Annotated in this window: 23 protein-coding genes; 14 read left to right on the top strand and 9 right to left on the bottom strand. The window is 59.2% G+C overall.

Annotation, left to right across the window (positions count from 1 at the left end):
• Positions 1-88: 88 nt before the first annotated feature.
• From AC13DD_RS09025 to AC13DD_RS09010, 4 genes are all read right to left on the bottom strand, one after another.
• Positions 89-700, bottom strand: coding sequence for a DUF4202 domain-containing protein (locus tag AC13DD_RS09025; RefSeq protein ID WP_424005971.1), 612 nt, complete (start codon positions 698-700; stop codon positions 89-91).
• A gap of 36 nt (positions 701-736) precedes the next feature.
• A complete protein-coding gene (locus AC13DD_RS09020; protein ID WP_474545921.1) occupies positions 737-1354 on the bottom strand; it encodes a glutathione S-transferase family protein in 618 nt (205 codons plus the stop codon).
• 91 nt (positions 1355-1445) lie between these two features.
• A complete protein-coding gene (locus AC13DD_RS09015; protein ID WP_104270811.1) occupies positions 1446-2180 on the bottom strand; it encodes an alpha/beta fold hydrolase in 735 nt (244 codons plus the stop codon).
• A gap of 41 nt (positions 2181-2221) precedes the next feature.
• The gene (locus AC13DD_RS09010; RefSeq protein ID WP_008173407.1) at positions 2222-3322 is read right to left on the bottom strand and encodes a M14 family zinc carboxypeptidase; all 1101 of its coding nucleotides are present in this window, start codon (positions 3320-3322) and stop codon (positions 2222-2224) included.
• Between the two features lie 299 nt (positions 3323-3621).
• Here AC13DD_RS09010 and AC13DD_RS09005 point away from each other — a divergent pair, with 299 nt between their 5' ends.
• The 4 genes from AC13DD_RS09005 to AC13DD_RS08990 all read left to right on the top strand — a co-directional run bounded on the left by AC13DD_RS09005 (position 3622) and on the right by AC13DD_RS08990 (position 7713).
• On the top strand, positions 3622-4587 hold the full coding sequence (locus AC13DD_RS09005) for an ABC transporter substrate-binding protein (RefSeq protein WP_008173409.1): 966 nt from the start codon (positions 3622-3624) through the stop codon (positions 4585-4587).
• 96 nt (positions 4588-4683) lie between these two features.
• Positions 4684-5718, top strand: a complete 1035-nt coding sequence (locus tag AC13DD_RS09000; RefSeq protein WP_008173411.1) for an ABC transporter permease — start codon at positions 4684-4686, stop codon at positions 5716-5718.
• Positions 5719-5729: 11 nt separating this feature from the next.
• Positions 5730-6788 carry a quaternary amine ABC transporter ATP-binding protein gene (locus AC13DD_RS08995; protein ID WP_482931070.1) on the top strand — a complete coding sequence of 353 codons (1059 nt, stop codon included), beginning with the start codon at positions 5730-5732 and terminating at the stop codon, positions 6786-6788.
• An 82-nt stretch (positions 6789-6870) separates the two neighbouring features.
• The gene (locus tag AC13DD_RS08990; protein ID WP_482931069.1) at positions 6871-7713 is read left to right on the top strand and encodes a substrate-binding periplasmic protein; all 843 of its coding nucleotides are present in this window, start codon (positions 6871-6873) and stop codon (positions 7711-7713) included.
• Here AC13DD_RS08990 and AC13DD_RS08985 read toward each other — a convergent pair.
• Positions 7689-8663 carry an META domain-containing protein gene (locus AC13DD_RS08985; protein ID WP_273083404.1) on the bottom strand — a complete coding sequence of 325 codons (975 nt, stop codon included), beginning with the start codon at positions 8661-8663 and terminating at the stop codon, positions 7689-7691. The two genes, AC13DD_RS08990 and AC13DD_RS08985, sit on opposite strands and share 25 nt — an antisense overlap.
• A 140-nt stretch (positions 8664-8803) precedes the next feature.
• On the opposite strand from AC13DD_RS08985, the gene AC13DD_RS08980 reads away from it, so the two are divergent.
• The 6 genes from AC13DD_RS08980 to modC all read left to right on the top strand — a co-directional run bounded on the left by AC13DD_RS08980 (position 8804) and on the right by modC (position 14119).
• Positions 8804-9550 (top strand): glutathione S-transferase family protein, encoded by a 747-nt coding sequence (locus AC13DD_RS08980; protein WP_053113161.1) that lies wholly within the window; start codon positions 8804-8806, stop codon positions 9548-9550.
• Between the two features lie 108 nt (positions 9551-9658).
• Complete coding sequence (locus AC13DD_RS08975) at positions 9659-10645, top strand: sterol desaturase family protein (RefSeq protein WP_053113162.1); 987 nt, start codon at positions 9659-9661, stop codon at positions 10643-10645.
• Entirely contained in the window at positions 10605-11573 is a 969-nt protein-coding gene (locus AC13DD_RS08970) for a lysophospholipase (RefSeq protein WP_482902177.1), read from the top strand. Before AC13DD_RS08975 ends, AC13DD_RS08970 begins: the two co-directional genes overlap by 41 nt.
• Positions 11557-12360 carry a molybdate ABC transporter substrate-binding protein gene (gene modA / locus AC13DD_RS08965; protein WP_482902176.1) on the top strand — a complete coding sequence of 268 codons (804 nt, stop codon included), beginning with the start codon at positions 11557-11559 and terminating at the stop codon, positions 12358-12360. Before AC13DD_RS08970 ends, modA begins: the two co-directional genes overlap by 17 nt.
• Positions 12360-13040 carry a molybdate ABC transporter permease subunit gene (gene modB / locus AC13DD_RS08960; protein WP_439531596.1) on the top strand — a complete coding sequence of 227 codons (681 nt, stop codon included), beginning with the start codon at positions 12360-12362 and terminating at the stop codon, positions 13038-13040. The genes modA and modB overlap by 1 nt, the downstream gene beginning before the upstream one ends.
• Positions 13037-14119 carry a molybdenum ABC transporter ATP-binding protein gene (gene modC / locus AC13DD_RS08955; protein ID WP_482902175.1) on the top strand — a complete coding sequence of 361 codons (1083 nt, stop codon included), beginning with the start codon at positions 13037-13039 and terminating at the stop codon, positions 14117-14119. Before modB ends, modC begins: the two co-directional genes overlap by 4 nt.
• Positions 14120-14201: 82 nt before the next feature.
• Here modC and crp read toward each other — a convergent pair whose 3' ends face one another.
• Positions 14202-14843, bottom strand: coding sequence for a cAMP-activated global transcriptional regulator CRP (crp, locus tag AC13DD_RS08950; RefSeq protein ID WP_482902174.1), 642 nt, complete (start codon positions 14841-14843; stop codon positions 14202-14204).
• A gap of 265 nt (positions 14844-15108) precedes the next feature.
• Here crp and AC13DD_RS08945 point away from each other — a divergent pair, with 265 nt between their 5' ends.
• The 3 genes from AC13DD_RS08945 (at position 15109) to AC13DD_RS08935 (ending at position 17557) form a co-directional block, all read left to right on the top strand.
• Positions 15109-15531 (top strand): OsmC family protein, encoded by a 423-nt coding sequence (locus tag AC13DD_RS08945; RefSeq protein WP_008173433.1) that lies wholly within the window; start codon positions 15109-15111, stop codon positions 15529-15531.
• Between the two features lie 247 nt (positions 15532-15778).
• Positions 15779-16573 (top strand): adenosylmethionine decarboxylase, encoded by a 795-nt coding sequence (gene speD, locus AC13DD_RS08940; RefSeq protein ID WP_008173437.1) that lies wholly within the window; start codon positions 15779-15781, stop codon positions 16571-16573.
• A 135-nt stretch (positions 16574-16708) separates the two neighbouring features.
• Entirely contained in the window at positions 16709-17557 is an 849-nt protein-coding gene (locus AC13DD_RS08935; protein ID WP_008173439.1) for a pirin family protein, read from the top strand.
• Between the two features lie 5 nt (positions 17558-17562).
• Here AC13DD_RS08935 and AC13DD_RS08930 read toward each other — a convergent pair whose 3' ends face one another.
• Both AC13DD_RS08930 and AC13DD_RS08925 read right to left on the bottom strand, forming a co-directional pair.
• Positions 17563-18429 carry a phosphoribulokinase gene (locus tag AC13DD_RS08930; RefSeq protein ID WP_008173441.1) on the bottom strand — a complete coding sequence of 289 codons (867 nt, stop codon included), beginning with the start codon at positions 18427-18429 and terminating at the stop codon, positions 17563-17565.
• An 18-nt stretch (positions 18430-18447) separates the two neighbouring features.
• On the bottom strand, positions 18448-22209 hold the full coding sequence (locus tag AC13DD_RS08925; protein ID WP_008173443.1) for a DUF1631 family protein: 3762 nt from the start codon (positions 22207-22209) through the stop codon (positions 18448-18450).
• 171 nt (positions 22210-22380) lie between these two features.
• On the opposite strand from AC13DD_RS08925, the gene AC13DD_RS08920 reads away from it, so the two are divergent.
• Entirely contained in the window at positions 22381-23451 is a 1071-nt protein-coding gene (locus tag AC13DD_RS08920) for an aminopeptidase (protein WP_039881999.1), read from the top strand.
• Here AC13DD_RS08920 and argA read toward each other — a convergent pair.
• Entirely contained in the window at positions 23425-24732 is a 1308-nt protein-coding gene (gene argA / locus AC13DD_RS08915) for an amino-acid N-acetyltransferase (RefSeq protein WP_008173448.1), read from the bottom strand. The two genes, AC13DD_RS08920 and argA, sit on opposite strands and share 27 nt — an antisense overlap.
• Positions 24733-25068: the final 336 nt, after the last annotated feature.

The following is a 25068-nucleotide window of genomic DNA, read 5'->3' as shown; positions in this document are numbered from 1 at the left end:
GCCGAGCGTACAGGGAGGTATTCACAGCGTATTTTGGCAGGTCGTACCCGCTGGACTGTGCACAAAAGTTCGCAACAGGCATTTGATGCTAGGCGTCGGCCAAAGCCTCCTGCAAAAGTTCCAGAAGGTGCGCCGGCATCCCCTCTGCCAGCTTGAGTGCCGCCTCGTGCCCACGGGGCGACATCTTGCCCCAGGTCCGGCGCACTATGCGTAGCCACTTCTCCCGATCGTAGTCCGCTTTTTCCTCATAGAAATCTGCGAAGTATCGCTCCAGGAACACCATGCAGGCCACGTCCTCCAGCAGTTGAGTGTCGGCATCCTGCCTCAGTTCCCGCTTGGTCAGGATGGTCTCCACCCGATCGCACTCCTCCTTCGGGTAGCCACAATCCGCCATGATTTCCCCAGCACGCCGGCCATGCATACGGCCACAGGCCTGGCGCCACTGGTAATAGGCTTTACGACCTTCCGGATAGTCCTTCCGCGGCATAGTCCAGCGCTCGATGTGCTGGGCGCGGCAGGCGATCTGCATGCGTTCGGAAGGATCGGATTCAAGCTCGAACAGCCAGCGGGTCATGTGCAGGCTGTAGGCATACTCCTTTGGCAGAAGTTCATCACCGACCCGCTCCTGGTTCGGGTCGGCCTTATTCGCCGCGTCAATCGCAGCCAATGCGCATTGGAGGCTTGAATCCGTTGTGGTCATTAACGTTTCTCTTCCAGTTCCAGGGTAGCCCGGACCTCAGGCCTGGGCCGAAGGACGGGCCTTGATGCGGTCGTACCAGGCCTGCAGATTGGCCTGCTCAGGTTTGATCCGGATGCCCACAACCCGGGCGAATGCCACTGTTGTGAAGGCATTGATATCGGCGGCCGTAAAGCGGTCGCAGCAGATGTATTCCTTGCCTTCGAGCTGCTTGTCGAGGAAGTGCATGAACTTCTCAACGCTCTTGCCGCACTCCTCGCCCCACTCCTTGATCGGGTTCATCCGGTCCTTGAAATAGCCGGTGGTGTGCTGGAAACACATGCCAGTAGGCATGAAGAAGAACAACTCTATCCACCGGAGCCACTGCTCAAGCTGGGCTTTTTCAAGCGGGGTGTCGCCCATCAGGGTCGGCGTGTCCGGGTAGCTCTCTTCGAAATAGCGGCAGATTGCCATGGTCTCGGCAATACAGGTGCCGTCATCCAGTTCCATCACAGGCACTTTCTTCATCGGATTTCGGGCGACAAATTCAGGTGTCAGGTTTTCACCCTTCTGCAGGTCAATCTCGATGAATTCAGCCTTGTCCAACAGGCCTTTCTCGGCCATGAACATGCGCACGCGGCGGGGGTTAGGGGCGGTTTTGGTTTCGAAGATTTTCATTATTATCGGCTCCGTTCCTGATCAATGGCGGCTTTGACGGTTCAAAACGAGAAGACTGACCGGAAAGAAGAGTTGCGTCAAGCAACCGGCGTTACCGGGGCAGCCAGTTGCGGATCTGCTGGATAATCCACTCCGGGTCGTCCAGTGGAAGGTCATGGCCAGCATCCGGGTGCAGTTTCATGGTCCATTGCCAGCGTTCCTCCAGCGTAGAACTGCAGCGCCAGTGAACGATGCGATCGCCGCGGCTGGCGAGAATCAGGGCATCTGGCACAGGACGCTTTTCACCGGGTTTGTAGCGGGCGGCAGCCGCCAACTGGTTGATCGCATTGCGGGTACTGACGGGGCGTTGTCGTTGTATGCTGTACCACTGTTTTGCCAGTGACAGAGGCACCTCACGGTTAGACGTGAGCCGGAGAATATCCCGCTCACGGTCAAACAACTCCTGACGGGCCAGCAGCCGCAGAATTCGCGGCCAGACCCCAGGCCGCATGCGTTTCCAGGGCGGGCTGAAGCCGGAACTGGTATTGATCAGGACCAGGTTCTGGATCTGACCATCCGCAGCCTGCTGGGCCCAGTCCAGGGCCACCATACCGCCCATGGAAAGTGCCAGGATGCTGAAAGGACCGGGGATATGGCTAACGTGCCTGGAGACAGCTTCCCGAATCGCCGCTACCGTTGCCGGACTGTCTTCTCGATATCGCACGCCCGTCCCGGGCAGGTCGACCAGATGGAACTGGTGCTCGGGAAATGCCTCCCCAAGGCGAGCCGGGAAGCTGCCCCAGTGGGCGTGTTCCCGAGTCAGACCCCGCAACAGAATCCAGTGCATACGATAGTTCCGATTGATGGATGCCAGGTCCGGCTGGATCGCTAGAGAGTATCGCGATACCAGTGCATGATCGCGGCTTCTTTCAGCATGGACTCCTCATCCCGAGCCGGCAACCAGTTTTCGTGGCTGGCGGCGGCGTTAATCAGGAAGTCCATCCAGGTCAGATGGCTGCGCAGGACCCGCTTGTGCCGGTGCGGAACCAGGGGATTGAAAAAGCCGTCGAGTCTCAGCAACTGACGGGGCCGCTTGCGAATCCAGCGCCAGGAGCCCATCTCCAGGGTCAGGGGCAGGAAAACACCGGCATTTTCGCGATTGACCTGTTTGTAGAAGTAATCCCACAAGTCGCCATGGGTGAGATAGTGGCGGGACTGGGGCTCGAAACGGTAGTCGTGATTTGGGTATGACTGCTCCCAGATAAGCTTCAGCGCCATAACCGATGCGACTCGACGCATGGGTCGACGCCGGTAGGCGTAGGGAAACCAGATCTGGTCCTGCATCCCGAATCCGGAATGGCAGTCCAGTGCCACACTGAACGGCCGCCCCGGCAGCAGCTGTTTTATGACCGCCTCAAGAGCCAGGTTTTCGGGCTCCATGCCCTGTTCAGGGTCGCCGGTGTACCACGGCAATCGGGGTGAAATTCTCTGGCCGCCGAGCAGGAATGCGCTACGTTCCTGGGCCTGGATCGGCGCATTGCGCATCAGGTCCACGCCGTTGGGATTACTGCGCTGATTCAGGTACATACCGCCCGGGTTAAGGATTGGCAAAAGGGTAATTCGAACCTTCTGCAACAACCCCAGCAAATGTTCGTCCCAGGTCACTCTGGCGAGTAGCGACTTCAGCCAGGCCATCACTACCTGGCTTCCAATGCGTTCAAGCCCGTGCACGCCGCCAACAAGCAATACCGCTGGCACATCGGGCCGGGAAGATCCGATATCGACACGGTAGATGGGCAAGGAGAGGTCCTTGAGGGCGACCCGCTCCACCACTTCGGTTGTGATGAAATCCGGCGCTTCCGCCAGGATGCGCTCCAGGCCAACGAGCTCCGGCAGGAAGGTTCTCAGCAACCTTCGCTGACGCCCATCCCGGGAGGCCTGCTCGTGGCTGATTGATGTGTGAGGTGTCAGGTCGCGCAGCTCTGTCATGCTGTTCTCCGGGTTCAGGTACCCGGAGTGTATCCATCGATTACTACACCTTCTTGACAGTTCTCCCGGGGCATAATGTGTCTCTTTTAAAGACGCATTTGGAATACGCCCTTGTAACTGAGCTGAGGTTCGTTATCCTTACAGTTAAGTATTAACCGAGACCTCGTGATTTGTTCGACCTTAACAGCGACCATGAAAGAGCTGTTTTCCCGATCCTTATGGATCGCCGTCCCCTCGTATCGGCACTAACACCGACAACACCCTCCAAAAATCACAAACCCTGAAAAGGAGAAGTGACTATGCGAAAGCTTAAGTCTGCTGCACTGCTTTGCGCGCTATCCGTACCCGTCGCGGCCCAGGCCAATTGCGGCGAGGTATCCATTACCGAAATGAACTGGGCGTCCAACACGGTCGTCACCAACGTGGCCACCTTCATCATGGAGCAGGGTTACGGCTGTGACGTCACCATTGTTCCTTCCGATACCGTTCCGGCGGTAACTTCCGTTGCCGAAAACGGTGAGCCTGACATCGTCACCGAGCTGTGGCTGAACTCCGCGGGCGAGGCCTACCTGCGCCTTGAAGAACAGGGCAAAGTGGAGCGCCTTGGCAAGGTTCTGGATCCGGGCGGTGTTGAAGGCTGGTGGATTCCCACCTACCTCGCGGAAGAGCATCCGGAGCTGAAGACCATCGAGGGCATCATGGCCAATCCTGAGCTCGTTGGCGGCACCTTCAACAACTGCCCGGACGGCTGGGGCTGCCGAGTTGTGAGTGACAACCTGGTTCGTGCCCTGGATCTGGAAGAGTCCGGCATTGACGTATTCAACCATGGTTCCGGTGAGACCCTGGCGTCCTCCATGGCGTCCGCTGTCCAGAACAAAGAGCCCTGGTTCGGCTACTACTGGGGTCCGACCGTTCCCCTCGGCAAGTACGACATGACCCGGGTTGATCTCGGCGACATCAAGCCGGACGTGCACCAGAAAAACCAGACGCCGGATGTCGACAATCCGGGCGTATCCGACTTCCCGGCGGCAACGGTTCTGACGTCGATCACTACCAGCTTCAAAGAGCGCGAGCCGGAAGTGGCCGAGATGCTCAGCAAGCTGACGTTCAAGACCGAGACCATGAGCAGCATCCTGGCCTGGATGGACTCCAACAATGCCTCGGGCGAAGAAGCTGCGGTTTACTACCTCAGCAACAACAGCGACGAGTGGTCAACCTGGCTGAACGACTCCGCGCGTGAGCGTCTGGCCAACGTTCTTAACTGATTGACCTGCCCCTCCCGGGGCATCCTTCGGGATGCCCCGGGTCGTTTCCCGAAAACCGTTCTGATTCCAGACGTGCGCAGGAGAGACTGACCGCCCATGGCAACCTACGATTCCCTTTTTTCATCGCTCGGCCTTGAGCAATGGTGCTCGGAAGGCAAAAGCAGCGGCCCCATGTCGATGGCCGACCTGCTGAATAAAACCAAGGGAGAGAGCGCCGAACCGGCCTCTATATGGGAACTCCCGTTTCCGTCCATGGACGCCCTGAACGAATCCTGCTCCGCCTTCCCCCAGTCCCGGGAACTTACCAAGGGCCTGGAACAGGGATTTCTGGCAATAAAGGACAGCCTGAGTCTGGTTCTCGATCCATTAACCCAGCCTCTTAGCTGGTTCCTGGATGGAGCACTTTACGCCATGCTGAACACGCCCTGGTGGATCGTGATTCCACTGTTACTGGCGGTTGTTTACGTGGTCACCAAATCCTGGAAACTGATGCTCTTTGTAGGCGGCAGTATCGTGCTACTGGCCTTCATCGACCATTACGATTACGCCATGCAAACACTGGCGATCATTTTCGTATGTGCCTTCCTCTGTGTCTTGCTGGGGGTACCCATAGGCATCGCCATGGCACGCAGCAATTCCCTGCAACGGATGATCATACCGGTGCTGGACATGCTGCAGACGCTGCCACCTTTTGTGTATCTGATCCCGCTTATCTTCCTGTTCAGTGTTACCGAATCAAAGCTGTACGGCATCGCCATCATCCTCTACGCGATTGTTCCTGTGATCCGGCTGACGAACCTGGGCATCCGGCTGGTAGACAAGGACGTGATTGAGGCCGCAGACGCCTTTGGCATGACGCCCCGACAGAAACTCTACAAGGTGCAGATCCCGTTGGCTCTGCCCAACATCATGGCAGGGGTTAACCAGACCATCATGATGAGTCTTGCCATGGTTGTTATCGCATCCCTGGTTTCCGCGCCCGGGCTTGGCGTTCTGGTCCTGCGGGGCATCCGTAATCTGGAACTGGGTGTTGGCCTGGTATCCGGCCTTGGCATCGTGATCCTGGCGGTTATTCTCGACCGGGTAACCAAGGCGTCCCTGGCACGAATTAACGTCTCCCAGAAGCAGTGAGGAAAGCCCCCATGGCAAAAGACATCAAGATTTCGATCCGGAACCTCTACAAGATCTTCGGCCCGACCCCGGATGTTGCCCTGGAGTATGTTCGCAAGGGCATGGGCAAAGCCGATCTGCTGGAGCAGCAGCGACACGTACTCGGTCTGCGTGATATCAACGTGGACATCCACGATGGCGAGATCACGGTCATCATGGGCCTTTCCGGCTCCGGAAAGTCCACACTCATCCGGCACCTGAACCGACTGATCGACCCCACGGCCGGCGAAATCCGTATCGATGGCGAAGACATCATGAGCTACAGCGAAGAGCAGTTGCGAAAGCTTCGCCGCGAGCGGATGTCGATGGTGTTCCAGAAGTTTGCCCTGCTGCCCCACAAAACCGTGCTCGAGAACGCCGGCATGGCCAAGGACATTCGCGGCTATACGACATCGGACTTTGAGGCCGACGCCCGAAAATGGCTCGCGCGGGTTGGTCTGGAGGGTAACGAATACCAGTATCCACACCAGCTGTCCGGTGGCATGCAACAGCGGGTGGGCATCGCCCGAGCCCTGGTGTCCGACGCCCCGATCATGTTGATGGACGAAGCTTTCTCGGCACTGGATCCGCTGATTCGGTCCGATATGCAGGACCTGTTGCTGGAGCTCCAGGAAGAACTGCAGAAAACCATCGTGTTCATCACCCATGATCTTGATGAGGCCTTGAAACTGGCCGACCACCTGGTCATCCTGAAAGATGGCGAAGTAGTGCAGCAGGGAGATCCCCAGGAAATCCTGCTCAATCCCGGCGATCCCTACATCGTCGACTTCATCAGCGATATCAATCGGGCACGGGTGCTGAGGGTACGATCGGTCATGAGTCCCCCGGATGACGGTGACTCCACGTTCGCCGGTGACATCTCGGAAAAGGACAACCTTGAAACGGTACTGCTGAAATCCGACGGGGATATGTCTCTGAATTTCCGGGTAGTCCGGGACGATCAGCACGTGGGCACCCTGCACATGAAAGACCTCGCCCGAGCGCTGGTGCCGACCGCCGCGTCGGCTGACAGGAACAAAACCGCAGCCTAGGGGCTTTTAGCCATTACAAAACCGCGACCAGGGTCTATGCTTCAGGGAGAGCCGACGTCATCGGCATCCCGGTTTTATCACCATGGCAAAAACCCTGGTTCTTTCCATCGCGCTCTTTCTTGCCGCCTGCTCGCAGCCAGAGGACCCGCCACCGCTGGTTCCTGAAACAGCGGCAAAGGCAACGAAGACCGCTCCCGCTGCGCCGGCTCCCACAGAGCCGCGCCATGCCGTCGTCATTGCCGCTGATCCCTGGTGTCCTCACAATTGTGAAGCCGGCTCCGAGCACGAAGGCTATATGATAGATATTGCCAGGGAGGCGTTCGGACTCGCCGGTATCGATGTCGAGTACGTGAACATGAGCTGGGCACGGGCCCTGCAACAGGCCCGGGACGGGTATATTGATGCGGTTGTAGGAGCCCTTCCGGGGGATGCGCCGGACTTCGTGTTTCCGGACGCCGCTACTGGTTACTCGACGATCGCGCTTTATACCCACCCTGACAACAACTGGCAGTACGCTGGCATCGACTCACTCAGCCAATCCAAGCTGCTGGCGATCAACGGCTACGCTTACTCACCGGAACTGGACAGCTATATCGAGAAGTACCAGGACGATCCGGAGCGGGTCTGGGTGCTGTCCGGGCCGGCACCACTGAGCCGGGCAATCGAACTCCTGCACCAGCAGCGCTCTGACGTATTCCCGGAAGACCGCTATGTGATGCAGTGGCAACTGGAGCAGGAGAACAACACGGAAAGCCTGCGAATGGCCTCGGTGATCCATGAGTCGCCGATCTACGTTGCATTTTCACCGGTCGGCCGTGATTCCGCCCAGCTCGCAGCGCTCCTGTCAGAGGGAGCGAGAGCCCTGCAAAGCAGTGGGCGGGTGGCAGAGATCCTGACGCGCTATGGACTGTCGTGGTCAGACTGAAACGCCCGGATAGACTCACCGCCCGGTGTCGACAGCAGCAGTTGGCCCTGCTGTCCGATCCGCACTGAATTCACCTGGTCCAGCAGGTTCAGAAACCGCTCTTCCTGATTCATCAGCGCGGGCGCACAGGCCATCCGTGTTGATGCCAGTGGGCCTATAGCCATGCCCTCACCCCTGAGTTCATAGGCGCCAGTGTATCGGTTGCAAGACGCCCTGCCCGCGATCCGATTGCCCTCAAGAAACTCGATCGTGATCCGGGACCTATCGATGATGCCTGCGCCCGCAAGATCCTCAACAACCCAGATTGCGCCCCGGAACAGACGCTGGCGATCACCACCACACCCCCTGAACTCATCATCACCTACCTGCAGGCGCACCTGCGCGGGATATTGAGCCCCGGACATGCTGTCGTCACAGAGCTGACGGGCGACTGTCAGGGTAATGGGTAGATCTGCCAGCGTCGCCACAAATGTCCGCCCATGCCGGTTGGCTGTTTTGACTTCAACCGGTACCCGACGGGTTCCCTGTTCCTCGAAAGGTCGTGTTATCAAGAGCTCACCGCCTTCGAGCGTCGCGTGCCAGAAAGGCTCATTCCCCCGCGCCTCAAACGGCATTTCCAGATCGCCTGGCTGCAAACACTCCGGATAGGTTTGCCCCTTCACTGTCAGGGTCGCTTTTTCACCCTTGCTCCAGAACCGCGTCTGGTCGTCGCCGGGGGCTACGTACAATGCGCCCGAGGCACTTACCTCCGGCTTGAGCAGAATACGTCGATCCAGATAGTCGATGCTGATCAGATCGCTGTCGTCCGTGCCGGAGACGGCAATATCGAGTTGCCCGCAAGCATAGCTCGCGGAAACCGGCTGACTGGTTTTGGATAGAGAGGAGCAGGCGGAGATGGCAAGGCTCGCCGCAGTGACGACGGACAACATCAAAACTCGTCGTGAGTGCATGGTCAGTTCCCTTGTTTGAGCGTCTTTTCGGCCTACAGTTTAGAACCCAACGACCGATGAGGCCACCATGGGCATCTGATGGGTCTTCTTATACCGCCCCACCGGCAGTATGCTAGAACGCTGGACCAAGGAGACACCCCATGGCACTGAAACTTTACCAATTTGCCATTTCCCACTACTGCGAAAAAATACGCTGGGCCCTGGACTACAAGGGGCTCAACTACGAAACGGTGAACCTGCTGCCGGGACAACATGTGAAAACCATCCGGAAACTGACGGGTGAAGCCTCCTCTGTGCCGGTGCTGGACCATGACGGCCACGTGGTTCAGGGCTCAGCGGCCATTCTGGATTACCTGGACCAGACGTTTCCCGAGCACCCGCTGACACCGGCAGACCCGGACGTTCGTGAGCAGGCGCTGGCCTGGGAGCGCCGGCTTGACGAGGAAGCGGGGCCGGCTATCCGCTGCTATTCCTACCACCACTTCCTGCAGCGCCCCAAAATTGTGGTGCCCATGCTGGCCGCGGGAACGCCTTTCTATAACCGGATACTGCTCAGCCTTGCTTTCAGCCGGGTTGATGAAGTCATGCGTCAGTGGATGAAGATCAACGAAAAAACCTCTGAAAAGTCCCGCCAGGTCATGGAAGAGTTGCTCACCGAGCTGGCTGCCATCTACGCCGAAAGGCCTTTCCTGGCCGGCGACCAGTTTTCGCGCGCAGACCTGACCGCAGCCGCCCTGTTTGCACCCATGTTCCAGCCCGCACAGTATCCGGTGCCATGGCCGAAAACTGCGCGAATTCCCAAAGACATCAAACATTGGCTGGACCAGTGGCAGCCACAGATCCGGGCTCTGGAAAAAGTGTACGAAGACAACCGTCGGCCAGGCTGAGTACCGGATTGTCGGAATCCGTTAGCCAATCTGGCGTGAACCGACATTCCGGTTTCCGGGTTACGTGCCAGAATAAACGGACTTGATGAGGAAACCGGCAGAAACCCGATGGCTTTGACCGACATGATACTGGCCGTACTGGAAGACAGCGGCCTGCTTTCTCTCTGGGCGATGGCTGCGCCTTGGCTGGCGCTGGATGAACGCCAACTGATCTTTGTGATTGCAACACCGGTTTTTGTGGGCGTTACCCTGTGGGAATACCTGAAGATTCGCCACGATCCGCAGCTGATGGATACCCGTGAGGCGGTCAGAAACTTTGCCCTAGGCGCCGGCTATCAGGTGACCGAACTGCTCTTCGCCGGCCTCATTGCCTTCCCTGTCTATGCCCTGTGCTACCACTACCGGCTGTTTGATCTGGAATTGAACGGATTCACCGTGCTGCTGGCTTTTCTGGGCGTGGACTTCTGTTTCTACTGGATGCACAGGGCCAGTCACAGGGTGCGCTGGTTCTGGGCGGCCCATGTGGTTCACCATTCCTCCGAGCGGATGAACTTCTCCACTGCCATGCGCCAGAATGCCACCAACATTTTCAACGGCATGTGGGTGTTCTACCTGCCCCTGGCCCTGCTGGGACTCAATCCTGTCTGGATCGGCGTAGCCTATGCCCTGTCGCTGGTCTACCAGTTCTTTATTCACACCACACTGGTCGGGAAGCTGCCCGACTGGGTCGAACTGGTGTTCAACACGCCCAGCCATCACCGCGTCCATCATGGCCGAAATCCCGGCTACATCGACCGTAATTACGGCGGCACGCTGATAGTGTGGGATCGCCTGTTCGGCACGTTTGTCGATGAAAATGCCCAGGATCCGCCCGAATACGGCATCACCCGGCCTGTTCGCTCCAGTAACCTGATTGTGCTCTGGACCCACGAATACGTGGACCTGTTCCGCGACATGGCACAGCCCGGCGGATTATTGTCTCGCCTTACCCATCTATGGAAACCGCCGGAGTGGCAACGCCCGGCTGCGGAGAAAAACAACAAGGAACCGGGTCGTGACAACGAACGAACACCCTCTGACGCTGAGCAGTGGTGATGACCACAGTATAGCCGGAACAGTCTTTACCCCGACGGCTCCCACCGGCCTTCTGATCATCAGCCACGGCATGGCCGAGCATGGCGACCGTTACCAGTCCCTCGCTCGCTGGCTCTGCGAACGCGGCATGGCCGTTATCACCTTTCACCACCGGGGCCATGGCCCGAATTCAGGAGTCGAGAACCTGGGGCACTATGCGGACCAGAACGGCTGGGCAAGCGTATTGGCCGACCTGCACCAGGTGGTCCAGCACGCCCGTTCACAGTTTCCCGGGCTGCCGGTCAACCTGCTGGGCCACAGCATGGGCTCGTTCATTGCCCAGGGTTACGCCCAGAGATACGGTGATTCCCTGGATACCCTGATCCTGAGCGCCACCAACCGGATTGATCGGGGCCGGCTATTGGCATCCCGAACCCTGATCGGCCTGATCCGGCTGCTCCGGGGCAAGCGGCACCGCAGCCCGTTGATTGCCCGCATGACCTTTGAGCAGTTCAATCGCCGGTTCCGCCCCAACCGGACCCATGCCGATTGGCTCAGCCGCGATCCGCACCAGGTTGACGCCTACGCTGCCGATCCGCTTTGCGGGTTTCAATGCTCAACCGGGCTCTGGCTGGATTTTATCGGCGGCATGCTGGCCATCAAGCCGCCGACCTGGCGCAAAGACCTGCCTGTGCACCTGTTCTCTGGAACGGCGGACGCGGTTGGTGAAATGGGCCGCGGCGTGCGCCAGCACTTTCAGGCCATTCGAGAGGCGGGCGTTGGCCATGTGACCCTGAGGTTGTTTGAGGGCGGGCGCCATGAGATGCTCAACGAAACCAACCGGGACGAGGTGTGGCAATACTTGCATTCCCTGTGCCTGCATAGGGACAATGCGTCTGCCCAATCAACCGCCGAACAGAAAGCCCTGCTCCATGCCAGAGCCCCATGAACGCCGCACCAGAATCTGCCACCCAATAACCCGGGCTTTCGCCTGCCTGTGCGTGTTGTTCAGTTTTGCTTCCGGAGCCATCGCCGGCGAAGTCAGTATTGGTGTGGCCGCAAACTTCACCGACACCACTCGGGAACTGACTAGGCACTTTGAAGCGGAAACCGGTCACCGGGTGTCCGCCAGCTTTGGCTCAACCGGCAAACTTTACGCCCAGATCAGGAACGGCGCGCCCTTCGACGTATTCATGGCGGCCGACGTGCTCAGGCCAGAGCTGATAGAAGAGGCGCAGGCCGGGGTCAACGGAACCCGCTTTACCTATGCCCGGGGCAAGCTGGTGCTCTGGAGCCCGGCGCCCGATGCGTTTGAGGATGCCCCGCGCTATCTGGAGCAGCAGCCCTTCGCCAGGCTGGCCATCGCCAACCCGAAAACGGCACCCTATGGCCTGGCTGCCCAGCAGGTTCTTGAGCACATCGGCCAATGGCAACCGTTACAACCGAAACTGGTCCGCGGTGATTCCATAGCACAGACGTTCCAGTTTGTTGTCAGTCGCAATGCCCAGGCCGGTTTCGTGGCCGCTTCCCAGGTGAAAGTCTGGGACGAGGATGCCGGCACCCTATGGCAGGTCCCTCAGGCCTATTACCAGCCCATCGACCAGCAGGCCATCCTGCTGAACCGGGGCGCCAGTAATGAAGCAGCCCGCGCCTGGATGGATTTCCTGAAATCCGATACGGCCATCGGCATCATCCGGAGCTATGGTTACGACCAAGGACATGACGCGATCAACTGATGTTTGAAACCTACTGGGATCCAGTCTGGCTGACCCTGAAACTGGCCACGACAACCACTCTGCTGCTGTTGCTGATAGGCACGCCCATCGCTTGGTGGCTCGCCAGAACCCGGCACTGGCTGCGCCAGCCGGTGGCGGCCGTGGTCGCGCTGCCTCTGGTTCTGCCGCCAACGGTCCTTGGCTTTTACCTGCTGCTGATGATGGGGCCGGAAGGCTGGGTTGGCCAGGTCACCCAGTCGCTCGGCATCGGGCTGTTGCCCTTTACCTTCGAGGGTCTGGTGGTGGCTTCCGTGATCTATTCCCTGCCGTTTACGGTGCAACCGCTGCAGAATGCCTTCGAGTCGGTTGGCGACCGTTTCCTCGAGGTCGCTGCCACGCTCCGCGCCGCGCCCTGGGATCGCTTCCTGTTTGTTGCCGTGCCCCTTGCCCGCAACGGGTTCCTCACTGCCGCCGTACTGACCTTCGCCCATACCATTGGCGAGTTCGGCGTGATTCTGATGATCGGGGGCAATATCCCCGGAGAGACCAAGGTCCTGTCGGTGGCCATCTATGACCACGTGGAATCCCTCGAATACACCGAGGCCCACTGGCTTTCTGCCGGCATGGTGGTGTTCTCCTTCGTGGTTCTGGTCATCCTCTACGCACTGAACGGTAAGGCCCGGTCGGGAGCACTGAGATGAGCGAAAAGAAAAGCATCTCTGCCCGCTTCCGTTGCGCATTTCCCGGGTTTGGTCTGGACGTTGACCTGACCTTGCCCGGCACGGGCATCACCGCCCTGTTCGGGCATTCCGGCTGCGGCAAGACCACTGTTTTGCGCTGTATGGCGGGCCTGCACCGCGCAGAGGGAGCCATGACCGTTCTCGATGAACACTGGCAAAGCGCTGATACTTTCCTCCCGGTTCATAAACGCCCCCTCGCCTATGTATTCCAGGAAACCCACCTGTTTCCCCATCTGACCGTGCGCAAGAATCTTGAATTCGGCTACCAGCGTATTCCGGCCACGGACCGGCAGATCGGGTTTGACGAGGCTGTGAACTGGCTGGGACTCGGCGGCCACCTGGACCGTATGCCCGCAGGCCTGTCCGGGGGCGAGCGCCAGCGGGTAGCGATAGCCCGCGCGCTGCTGACCAGTCCCCGGCTGTTACTTATGGACGAACCGATGTCGGCCCTGGACAAAGCCAGCAAACACGACATCCTGCCCTATCTGGAGCGTCTTCGGGACGCCCTGGCCATCCCTATCGTATATGTCTCCCACTCCACCGCAGAGGTGGCCAGGCTCGCTGACCATCTGGTGGTCATGGAGGACGGCAAGGTGTTAGCCAGCGGGCCGACCCGGGAGACACTTGCACGCATGGATAACCCGTTCCGTCTCGAGGACGACGCGGGCGTGCTTGTGGAGGGGACAATAAGAGAACTGGATCAGCGCTGGCACCTGGCGCGCTTTGAGTTCGACGGTGGCTCCCTGTGGCTGCGCCGGGACAACGGCATGAAAATCGGGGATCGGGTCCGGATCCAGTTGCTGTCCCGGGACATCAGCCTGGCTCTGGAAGAGAACCCTGACCAGAGCATCCAGAACCTGGTTCCGGCAACCATTGACCGGATTGAGCCGGACGTTACCCCCGGCGTCAGTATCGTCCGCCTGCTCGCCGGACCCACACCGGTCATGTCCCGACTGACCACCCGGGCTGTTGACCAGCTGGCTCTGGAACCCGGCCGGCAGGTGTGGATGCAGATCAAGTCCGTGGCCCTGGCCGACTGACACCGGCGCCCCTGCCCCAACCAGAAAGGCCGCTGATATCAGCGGCCTTTCTGGTTACATCGATGCTCTGCTGTCCGGAGACTCAGCGGGTGCCGTACACCACCATCGTTTTGCCCTTGACCCGAACCAGGCCCTGATCTTCCAGGGTCTTCAGAACCCGTCCAACCATCTCCCGGGAACAACCCACGATACGGCCGATTTCCTGGCGGGTAATCTTGATCTGCATGCCGTCCGGGTGGGTCATGGCATCCGGTTCCTTGCAGAGATCCAGCAGGGTGCGGGCGACTCGACCGGTCACATCCAGGAACGCGAGATCACCCACCTTGCGCGTGGTCTGGCGGAGGCGGGAAGCCATCTGCTCACCAATGAAATACAGAACCCTGGGATCCTGCTGGGCAATCTCACGGAATTTGGTGTAGCTGATCTCCGCCACTTCGCACTCGGTCTTGGCCTTTACCCAGGCGCTGCGGGAATCCATGCTGTCGAACAGTCCCATTTCACCGAAAAAGTCACCGGCGTTCAGGTAGGCCATGATCATCTCGCGACCGTCATCGTCTTCAATGATAACCGTCACCGAGCCTTTGACGATGTAGAACAGGGAATCGCTCTTGTCCCCGGCATAGATAATCGTGCTCTTGGCTGGGTAACGGCGGCGATGGCACTGCGAAAGGAAATAGTCGAGATGCTTGGTTTTCTGCTCAACCGGCTTGACGATAGTGGCCATAATGCGAGTCGTGCCTCCTCAGATACTGGCGGGTCCCAATGTTTGTTATGCACCCGGCTTTCCTTGCGGGTTCGTTCTTTTTTACTGCAAAACTGCGCAACTTATAACAAGAAGGTCTGTTGCGGGCAACCGGAAAGAGTATACAACATGTATCCGAGATCGGCCTGCCTGGCGAAGCCGGTTGTGCTAGCATCCGGCCACAGGTCATCTTTATCGGGGCCACCACACCAGTTGGTCCCGCGTCATCACAACGGAGAGTCGTCCCATGAAAGCAACCGTAGACTGGACCGGCAACGCCAGTTTCAAAGCCACCAGCGGCAGTGGCCACAGCGTGCAGCTTGATGGCCCGCCAGACCACGGCGGTGAGAACCTGGGCCCGCGCCCCATGGAAATGCTGCTGATGGGGCTCGGAGGCTGTTCGGCGTTCGACGTCATGAGCATCCTGAAGAAAAGCCGCCAGGACGTGACCGCTTGCCACGCCGAGCTCGAAGCAGAGCGGGCCGACGCGGTTCCGGCGGTGTTTACACGCATTCACCTGCACTTCGTAGTAACCGGAAACAGCCTGAAAGACAATCTGGTCAAGCGGGCCGTAGGCCTGTCGGCAGAAAAGTACTGCTCCGCATCTATCATGCTTGAGAAGGCCGGCGTCGAGATCAGTCACAGCTACGAGGTTCACCAGGCGTCATAACACGTGTGAGAAATCTCGCCAGGGCCGCTCATGGACCGATTCCCCGGGCCGGATGCAGGGGAAATCACGAATGCTAAAATGTCATTGCGAATACTATTCAACGTCACTTGCGGTGTGCATAATACGCACCCTCTCCGCCGGTCTGCGCAAAAGGTGAACAACCCGGTCAGTAGTCGGTGGCGGCCTCGGCAGAGCTCAGCAATGCAGCTCTGCAGTCATTCATCTCCACGATCCGGAGGGGCTGAGCATGGAATCAAAACTCCAGCTGCATGGTTTCAACAACCTGACCAAATCCCTGAGCTTTAACATCTACGACATCTGTTATGCGCAGACCGAAGAACAACGCAAGGCCTATATCGACTACATCGACGAGATGTACAACGCCGAGCGCCTGACCCAGATTCTGACCGACGTCGTCAAGATTATCGGCGCCAACGTTCTTAACATCGCGCGTCAGGACTACGAGCCCCATGGCGCATCTGTCACCATGCTGATCGCCGAGCACGAGCTCACCAATGGCGAAGAGCCCGACAACGAAGAGTCTCCCGGACCGCTGCCGGATACCATCGTGGCCCACCTGGACAAGAGTCACGTCACGGTGCACACCTACCCGGAAAGCCATCCCCACGATGGCGTGAGCACCTTCCGCGCTGACATCGACGTATCCACCTGTGGCCTGATCTCTCCGCTGAAAGTGCTGAACTACCTGATCCACAGCTTTGATTCTGATGTCGTTACCGTGGACTACCGGGTTCGCGGCTTTACCCGTGATGTGGACGGCACCAAGCACTACATTGATCACGATATCAATTCGATCCAGAACTACCTGACCGAAGATACCCAGAACGCGTATCAGATGATCGATGTGAACGTGTACCAGGAGAACCTGTTCCACACCAAGATGATGCTGAAGAACTTCAACCTCGATAACTATGTGTTCGGGGTGAACGCCGGTGATCTTGATCCCGCCGAAGCGCAGTCCATCGAGGACCGTCTGCGTCGGGAAATGCTGGAAATCTTCTATTCCCGCAACGTCGAATGATCGCCTCCTGTGGCGCCCCGCCCGGGGCGTCACGGGTCCTTCAGTTTTTTTGATGTCACCCCCCAGATTTCTGCGTTTTATTCTCTCCTCCCATCCCGTTTAAATAGAGCCAAGAGCTAACGAGAGGAGGACATCATGACCCTGCGCTCCCTGAAACAGATCATACCCGCCCTGGAAACGTCCGACGGTGCCGGCGTGCGCATCAAGCGTTCCATTGGCCAGCAACAGAACATTCGCCTTGACCCGTTCCTGATGCTGGACGAGTTTGGTTCCGCCGAGGCCGCCGACTATATCGCAGGCTTCCCCTCGCACCCCCATCGGGGGTTCGAAACCGTGACCTATATGATCGAGGGGCACATGCTGCATGAAGATCATCTCGGAAACCGGGGCGACCTGCGCAATGGTGGTGTGCAATGGATGACCGCCGGTCGCGGCATCATCCATTCGGAGATGCCCCAGCAGGAAGAAGGCGTGATGCGCGGTTTTCAGCTCTGGCTGAACCTGCCAGCGGCGGAAAAAATGACGAAGGCCGGCTACCGGGACATCCAGCCGGAAGAGATTCCGGAGCTTGCCTTCGACGGTGGCAAACTGAAGCTCATTGCCGGCTCATTACAGATCGATGGCCAGGCCCATGCAGGGGCGATGCCCGATCGCACCACCCAGCCGATCTACGCGGATATTCACCTGGCATCCGATGGGAGCCTGAGACTGCTCCTTCCGGAAGGCCACAACGCCATGCTCTATCTTTACGAGGGTAGCGCGAGCCTGGGGGAAAGCTCGCTGCAGCGAAGCGCCGCCAACGTTCTTTCCGACGACGGCGACCAGATCGAACTCCATGCCGGGCAAGCCGGAGCGCGACTCCTGCTGATTGCCGGCAAACCGATCGGCGAGCCGGTGGTCCAGTATGGTCCGTTTGTGATGAATACCCGAGAAGAGATCGAACAGACGCTCCGGGATTACCGGGATGGACGCCTGACGGCCTGACGGCCTCAGGCAAACGGCTTTCTTGCCATCAGCCGCTGCACCATCGGCCGTACGATCAGGTCCATGGCCAGCGGCATTTTTGTGCCCGGAACCACCAGGGTGTCGTGTCGCGACAGGCTGCTGCCTGCAATCACCTGCAGCAGATACGGAAAGTCCACCTCTGACTGGTCCCGGAACCGGATCACCAGCATGCTTTCGTCCTCAGTGGGAACTTCCCGGACGACAAAGGGGTTGGAAGTATCGACCAGGGGAATGCGCTGGAAATTGATGTGGGTGTGCGAGAATTGGGGCACGATGTCGTGCACGTAGTCATCCATGCGGTTGATGATGGTTTCCACCACCGCCTCCTGGCTGTAGCCCCGCTTGTGTGTGTCCCGGTGGATCTTCTGGATCCATTCAAGATTCACAATCGGAACCACACCGATCAGCAGGTCCACATACTGGGCAATATTGCAGGTTTCGCTGACCACACCCCCATGAAGCCCCTCGTAGAACAGCAGATCGGTATCGGCGGGCAAAGGCCCCCAGGGCGTGAAGGTGCCGGGCTTGTGCCCGGCTTCAACCAGCCTGCGATCCTCATCGTGAACGTATTGACGATACCGACCGTTGCCGGTGTGGCCGTAGTCGTAGAACAGTGCTTCCAGCTTGTCGATGTGATTGGCGGCCAGCGCAAAGTGGTTGCGCTCACCGAACTGGCCCTTGGCCGCAAGCCTGGCCATCTGTTCACGGTTGTAGCGATGGAAACTGTCACCGCTGACCATTGCGGCGTTCAGCCCCTCACTGGCAAACATCCGGCTGAAAATCTGGCCGGTGGTCGTGGTGCCCGCTCCGGACGAACCGGTAACCGCGATGATGGGATGACGTTTTGACATAGAGGCAGGTTGCCGGAATCAGGTTAGGCTGTCGAGCAGACGGGGTTTTTCGACCACGAAGCCCTGAGCGTAGTCCACACCCAGCTGTCGGAGCATGTCCAGAACGTCCCGGGATTCAACCTGGGAGGCAATCACTTCCCGGTTCATGTAGTGGGCCATATCCACCATTGAGCGCACCATTGCCCGGTCAGTCTCGCTGGTCGACAGCTGGCCGGTAAAGGCGCTGTCGATCTTGATCAGGTCTACCGGTAACGAACGCATGAACTCGAACGAACTGGGGCCACTGCCAAAGTTGCCGAGACAGAACCGGCAGCCAAGCTCTTTCATCTCAATGATGAAGTCTGCCACTGACTGGACGTCGTTGATCGCCGAGGCCTCGGTAATCTCGAACCACAGCCGCTCGATAGGCGCGTCTTTCTCACTCAGCTTTTCGTAGATGAACTCCAGCAGCGACTGGTCATTCATGGAATAGCCGGACAGGTTGATGCAGACGCCGCCGAAATGCCTCGGGTCCGGCGCCTGCTCCCTGAGCCAGTCCAGCATGTGGCCAACAACCCAGCGATCCACGGCCTGCATTCGGTCATAACGCTCGGCCATGCGCACGAAGTCCCGACCGGTAATGAGGTTGCCTTCGTCATCGTACATGCTGATCAGCACCTCATACTGCGCAGCCATGGAGGACTTGGCATGCAGAGGGATAATCTTCTGGCAGCGCAGCAGCATGCGCTCCTCGTTCAGGTCGCTGAGGCTGGCAACCTTGGCGGCAATCTGCTCCTGACGGGCCTGATCATCGGCGTCCAGGGCATACTCCGAAACCTTCCCGTGGCCCTGCTGGCGAGACGCGGCAAGCGCCTGCTCCGACGCCCGTAACCAGCGTTCAGCACTGACCAGGGCCGGCAACGTGGGGACCACACCGGCGCTGGCTGAGAGCCGGTAGTCGCGACCACCAAAACTGAACTCGGCGGCCTCCACTGCCCGGATGAGATCTCTTGCCGCGTCGCTGGCACTCTCGGACGGCACCAGCATGGCAAACTCATTGCCCGCAAGTCTGGCCACGGGCATACCGTCACCGACGTGGCTGCGCAGGATATCGGCAACCCGCTTCAGGGTCTCATCACCGGCCTGGTAGCCGGCGGTGTCGTTCAGCAGGCGGAACCTGCGGAGATCCAGGCGCACGAGGGAGCGCTCATCCTCCCGACGGGCCAACTGCTGATCGAGCATGCGCTCGAATTCGCGACGCCCGAGAAGGCCGGTCAATTCATCATGGGTGGAGGCCCAGGACAACTGGTCATAGACCTTGCGGACCATGCGATCGATACTCTCGTCCACCAGCGGGCGTTCATACTGGCTATCAGGCACGATGATGCCTTTTCGCATCTGCCGGGCCAGGGACTCCAGCTCCAATTCCACCACTCGCATGCCCTGGTGATTCACAAAGACAAAGCGGCTGAAACCGCGGGCCACCCAGACCAGACGAATGTACTGGGGTTCGTCCGGTTTTTCCTGGTCGCGAAGCCAGTCGCCGGTTCGCAATTTCTGCGCCCGGTTGATCCAGCGCTGAAGACTTCGTTGCTCCCGGTCGGACAGTTTTCTGGCATCCGGTTGCTCCGGTTTTGCCACTGGCACTTCAACCAGTTCGGGGCTTTTTTGCGGACTGCGAACCAGGAACTGCTTGAGCTCGTCCCGGATTTGCGAAGAAGGCATGTGGTTGCTGGAAATAGAGGCCAGACCATCCTGGATTACCCGCAGCAGCTCGGGCAGATTAATGGAGCTGTTCGGATCATCAGCGAAGGATAGGAGCGAATCGATAACGGCCAGGTAATCATGCCACAGCTGGCTGTCAGGCCCCTGCCGGATCCAGGTCAGCGAAAGCAGATCCCGCCAGCCACCATCCAACAGGCTGATTACCGCCTTTGGCACCTTGCGCCCACCCAGTTTGTTGTCCAGAACATCGGCCACAGCCTTTTTTGACTCGGCTACCTTCTGGGCCCCCTCTGCGGCCGCTGTCACTCGCTCGACATTCCGGCGATAGACAAGATTCTGGCGATCAATCAGGGTGTCCAGTTCCTGGACCGTTTGCTCGAATACCCCGGTGTCCTGCTCGAAGTCCGTTGTAATGCGCTCTACCAGCTCATCCACGCGACGCTGAACCACCGGATTGATGCGCCCGCCCTTTACCCCTAGCTGGGCCAGACGGTTCATCACCCCGCGTACCGGGCTATCCTGATCGTCAAAGAACGCAGGGTCCCTCATGACAACTTTGAGAACGGGCACTTCCAGCTGCCGCATGCGCTGCTGGGCATACTCGCTGAGCTTCGGGCTTTCCACCACCGATTTGAAAAACCGGTCGACCACATCGACCGTTTCCTGCTGTTCTTCATCCAGCCGGTTATCACCGCTTGCCTTTACTTTCTCTACCACCCGCTCCTTCAGGGGAGCCAGCTCCTCGCCAGTATCCACGGGCTGAGATTGCAGCTGCTGGAGTTCTCGCTGGAATTCTCCGGACGACAGAGGCCTGGCATTGGGCTGGAACGGCAAAGGCTCCGGATCGCCCCGGGCCACACGGCTCGCGCTCAGGGTATTCAGCAGGTTACGCACCGTGGCGAACGCAGTCTGGGCCGCCTGGGCATAACCCCGAAACTCGCCCCCCAGCATGCCGGCTCTGCGACGAGACTGGGGCTGTCCGGCGTCTTCGGCACCCGCCTTCGGCTTTGACTCTGCAGCAGCACTCTCCGCGGCAACCGGCTCGGGCTCCGCGGGCTCTTGTTGTGTCTCCGGCTTTGCCCCGGCCTGCTCGCTCAGATACTTGCTGAGATCCAGGTCCGGCAGAACACCGTGACGAATCAGAATATCGTTGAGTTCTTTGTAAAGAGGTCCCAGCTGTTGCAACACGGTCTGCTCAAAGACCCGCAGACAGACTTTCTCCACCTCCCGGGTCGCCTTGAGCTGGCTGAGGCCATTATGGAAGGCTTCGCAGACCAGGGAGGGCCCGAGGGGATTGTGGTGTCCCGTGGCGTTCGCGATGCCAAGTTTGTCCAGGCGAAGCTTGAGCTGCAGCAGATCGCCCCGATACTGGGTATCCGCCTTAGTTACCATCACCCGGATCGTCAACCAGTCCTCGAATTCGCCCTTGTCGACCACGGACAGCTCGGACCCCGGAAACCCCTTGGGGGCGGGCTTAAGTGGTGATTCCAGGCTGCGAGCCATCTGATGCCAGATGACCCGTTGCCGGGCCTGAATCTGGCCCGAAGCATCCATGTATTCATTGGCCTGCTGATCATTTACCGCTCTCTGGGCCGCCAGTTTGAGACCCTCCACCATTTGCACGAAACAGGCGTCCATCAACGGCTCGATAAACTGGGTCACCGCCTTGGCGGACTGGTGCAGGACAAACTGTACGCGGTCACTGGGCGCGCGGAGCGAGGAGCGATCCTGACTTCGGGAGCCCCCGCATTGCTGCAGCATGGCATCCACGGCTACCGGGTTGGGCCTGCTGAAATTGACCCCCATGGCGCCATCGATGCGACGGACAATACTGACATGAAGCTCGTGGCGGCGCGCACCATCCAGACCCCGAAAACGTATCACCAGTTCTGGGGGTATGCCGGAAGCAAACGCCCGATCCAGCTTCTTCGAGGTTTCACCCGAATAGCGGACGAACAGACCCTCCGCACAGAAATCGGCGATCTGACACGGCCAGGCTTCACCGGTTCCCAGATCAATCTGGGCGGCAAGCTTGATTGGTTGGCGGGGGCTGCTACGACGTTCTCTCGGATCCATGAACTACCTGATATCTCGCAAAGCCGGAACGATCACCGAACACAGCGCCCGGTACCGGCTCACGTCCCTGAAACGATGGCGGATGCCACCGGCTGCTACTATAGAGACCATGATTGTACTATAGCGGCCTGGCCCCCACAGGCAAACCAATCCACTATAACATCCTGACCCATGAAACAGCTTAGTCAGATCTATCTACTTTTGCTACTGGTAACAATGCTTAACGGCTGTTCGACCATTGGCTACTATTCGCAGGCTGTCAGTGGCCATCTCTCCCTGATGATGTCGGCGGAACCGGTCGACGACATTCTCTCCGACACCTCAACGCCGGTGGACCTTCGGGGAAAACTCACGGTAGCGCAACAGGCCCGGGAATTCGCCGGTCAACGACTGGCCCTGCCGGTGGGAGAAGCCTTCAGCGACTACGTGGATCTCGACAGACCCTGGGTAGTGGTGAACCTGGTGGCTGTGCCGGAGTTCTCCCTGGAACCGCACCGCTGGTGCTATCCGGTGCTCGGCTGTCAGGCCTACCGGGGATACTACAGCCTGGCGGATGCGCGTGCCGAGGAGTCGCAGTTTCGCAACAAGGGCTTCGACACGTTTATCGGCGGCGTGACGGCCTATTCCACCCTCGGCTGGTTCGATGACCCCCTGCACACCGGCTTTACCCGACTGGCGGAGGATCGCATGGTCGCCCTGATGTTCCATGAGCTGGCACACCGGGTGGTCTACATCGCCGATGACACGGCATTTAACGAAAGCTTTGCCACCGCGGTGGAGCTGGAAGGGCTCAGGCTCTGGCTATCGGACCAGGGCAAACCCGGCCAGTTCGAGGAGGCACTGGACCGCCTGGCTCGCCGAAACCAGACGCTCTCCCTGGTCGAAGACTTCAGTGCCCGGCTGGACGTTCTTTATGCTCAGCAGGACGTCTTGCCAGACCAGCAACTGCGGAATCGCAAGGCGGCCATTTACCAAGAGCTGGCTCTTGCCTATCAGGAACTTTCCGCAGAGTGGTCCGAACCGGGCCCGTTCGGACCGGTACCAGTCAGCCTGAACAATGCCAACCTGGCGCTGTTTCGTCAGTACAACCAGCACGTACCGGCGTTCCGTCAGATGCTTCGGAATGCAGGCTACGACTTTGCGGACTTTTACAAGGCCGTCAAGACGCTGTCAGAGCAACCGGAACCCCAGAGGACTGAACATCTGGCCGCCCTGTCAGAGCGGTTTGAAGAACACCTTTGAGTTCCGCTGGGTGTTATAGGCAGCCAGCTTCGGCCCGGGCAGGGCCTGCACTGTCGAAGGCTGGAAGCCCCGCTCCCGGAACCAGTGCTCCGTCTGGGTGGTGAGCACGAACAGCTTCTGGATACCCTGCCCCCTGGCCAGCTTCTCCACCATTGCCAGAATCTCATCGCCCCGCCCGGCCCGGCGATAGGTCGGGTCTACCGCGAAGCAGGACAACTCGCCGGCACCCTCTTCAGGGTAGCTGTACAGAGCGGCACAGCCCACGATAGTGCCGTCGCGCTCCGCCACAACAAAGCGGTCAATCTCGGTTTCCAGCATCTCCCGGGAGCGGCGAACCAGAATGCCCTGCTCTTCCAGCGGCTGGATCAGCTCCAGAATCCCGCCGATGTCCTCGACCCGGGCCTGGCGGAACTGCTCGTAGTGATCACCACTGACCAACGTGCCGGCGCCATCCCGCGTGAAGAGCTCCTTCAGCAGGGCGCCGTCATCCACATAGCTGATGATGTGGGCGCGACGCACACCCTTCACACAGGCATCACAGGCAGCTCGCAGCAAGTCGGCATCGTGACCGGTCACCGCACCGGCCGCCAGACGATCGGACGCCTGGCGCGCCGACAGCTCCCGGATCAAAGTACCGTCCTCTTCCTGTAACCCGGGATCATCAATAAACACCATCAGCTTCTCGGCCTGCAGTGCCGCTGCCACCTGGCTGCCAACATCCTCGTAGGAGAGGTTGAAGGCATCCCCGGTGGGCGAATAGCCCATGGGCGGCAACAGGACAATGTGACCAAGCTCCAGCAGTTTCTCGATCCCGGCCACATCCACCCGGCGCACCTTGCCGGTATGGCCAAAATCAATACCGTCGAGCACACCCACGGGCTTGGCAGCCACATAGTTGCCGCCACTTACCCTGATACGGGCATTATGCATCGGCGAATTCACCAAACCCATGGAAAGGTGGCTCTCCAGGTAGGCACGCAGGCCACCGACGGCCTCCATCACCATGCTGAGGTGCTCTTGCGGCGTAATCCGCAAACCTTTTGAAAACGACGATTCGATTCCTGCAGCATCCAGCCGCGTCTGGATTTGCGGGCGGGCTCCAAAGGCAACGACCAGCCGCACACCAAGACTGCTCAGCAGCGCGATGTCATGGATGATGTTGATGAAATTCCCGTGTTCAATCGCATCCCCCGGAATGGTCAATACCACCGTCCGCCCGCGATGGGCGTTGATGTAAGGGGATGAATGGCGGAATCCATGCAGCCAGTCGTTTGATTTCAAACCTTTCTCCTGGTCTCTCGTTATCTTCTAAAGGCAGGTACTTTATCTTGAGGAGTTTGCCGAGTCCTGTCGAGGAGGGTGTGCCAAAACACGCCCGTAAATACGTCCCTGTAGGGCTCGGTCGCGCCATCCCTGGCGCTCCACGGTTTTGGCACAGCCTGCCCGCGAGGACTCTCCGCAGGCGTCGGAAGTGCCTGCGCCACACTGAGAGACAGAACTGTCGGATCAGCCCTCGCACTAGTTTAACGGTTGGATCAAGCTGGGACAGCTCTATAAATTCATCGGGCTGGTCCCCCTGATCGATGGATCCGGGACCCATAACAAGAGTCTCCACGC

Source organism: Marinobacter sp. L-13, assembly GCF_056857715.1.
The sequence above is the reverse complement of the archived record's forward strand: the minus strand, read 5'-3'. Positions and strand labels throughout refer to the sequence as shown.

Coding starts and splice junctions, on each gene's coding strand:
- AC13DD_RS09025 (WP_424005971.1), bottom strand. CDS start 700: ATGACCACAACGGATTCAAGCCTCCAATGCGCATTGGCTGCGATTGAC.
- AC13DD_RS09020 (WP_474545921.1), bottom strand. CDS start 1,354: ATGAAAATCTTCGAAACCAAAACCGCCCCTAACCCCCGCCGCGTGCGC.
- AC13DD_RS09015 (WP_104270811.1), bottom strand. CDS start 2,180: ATGCACTGGATTCTGTTGCGGGGTCTGACTCGGGAACACGCCCACTGG.
- AC13DD_RS09010 (WP_008173407.1), bottom strand. CDS start 3,322: ATGACAGAGCTGCGCGACCTGACACCTCACACATCAATCAGCCACGAG.
- AC13DD_RS09005 (WP_008173409.1), top strand. CDS start 3,622: ATGCGAAAGCTTAAGTCTGCTGCACTGCTTTGCGCGCTATCCGTACCC.
- AC13DD_RS09000 (WP_008173411.1), top strand. CDS start 4,684: ATGGCAACCTACGATTCCCTTTTTTCATCGCTCGGCCTTGAGCAATGG.
- AC13DD_RS08995 (WP_482931070.1), top strand. CDS start 5,730: ATGGCAAAAGACATCAAGATTTCGATCCGGAACCTCTACAAGATCTTC.
- AC13DD_RS08990 (WP_482931069.1), top strand. CDS start 6,871: ATGGCAAAAACCCTGGTTCTTTCCATCGCGCTCTTTCTTGCCGCCTGC.
- AC13DD_RS08985 (WP_273083404.1), bottom strand. CDS start 8,663: ATGCACTCACGACGAGTTTTGATGTTGTCCGTCGTCACTGCGGCGAGC.
- AC13DD_RS08980 (WP_053113161.1), top strand. CDS start 8,804: ATGGCACTGAAACTTTACCAATTTGCCATTTCCCACTACTGCGAAAAA.
- AC13DD_RS08975 (WP_053113162.1), top strand. CDS start 9,659: ATGGCTTTGACCGACATGATACTGGCCGTACTGGAAGACAGCGGCCTG.
- modA (WP_482902176.1), top strand. CDS start 11,557: ATGCCAGAGCCCCATGAACGCCGCACCAGAATCTGCCACCCAATAACC.
- modB (WP_439531596.1), top strand. CDS start 12,360: ATGTTTGAAACCTACTGGGATCCAGTCTGGCTGACCCTGAAACTGGCC.
- modC (WP_482902175.1), top strand. CDS start 13,037: ATGAGCGAAAAGAAAAGCATCTCTGCCCGCTTCCGTTGCGCATTTCCC.
- crp (WP_482902174.1), bottom strand. CDS start 14,843: ATGGCCACTATCGTCAAGCCGGTTGAGCAGAAAACCAAGCATCTCGAC.
- AC13DD_RS08945 (WP_008173433.1), top strand. CDS start 15,109: ATGAAAGCAACCGTAGACTGGACCGGCAACGCCAGTTTCAAAGCCACC.
- speD (WP_008173437.1), top strand. CDS start 15,779: ATGGAATCAAAACTCCAGCTGCATGGTTTCAACAACCTGACCAAATCC.
- AC13DD_RS08935 (WP_008173439.1), top strand. CDS start 16,709: ATGACCCTGCGCTCCCTGAAACAGATCATACCCGCCCTGGAAACGTCC.
- AC13DD_RS08930 (WP_008173441.1), bottom strand. CDS start 18,429: ATGTCAAAACGTCATCCCATCATCGCGGTTACCGGTTCGTCCGGAGCG.
- AC13DD_RS08925 (WP_008173443.1), bottom strand. CDS start 22,209: ATGGATCCGAGAGAACGTCGTAGCAGCCCCCGCCAACCAATCAAGCTT.
- AC13DD_RS08920 (WP_039881999.1), top strand. CDS start 22,381: ATGAAACAGCTTAGTCAGATCTATCTACTTTTGCTACTGGTAACAATG.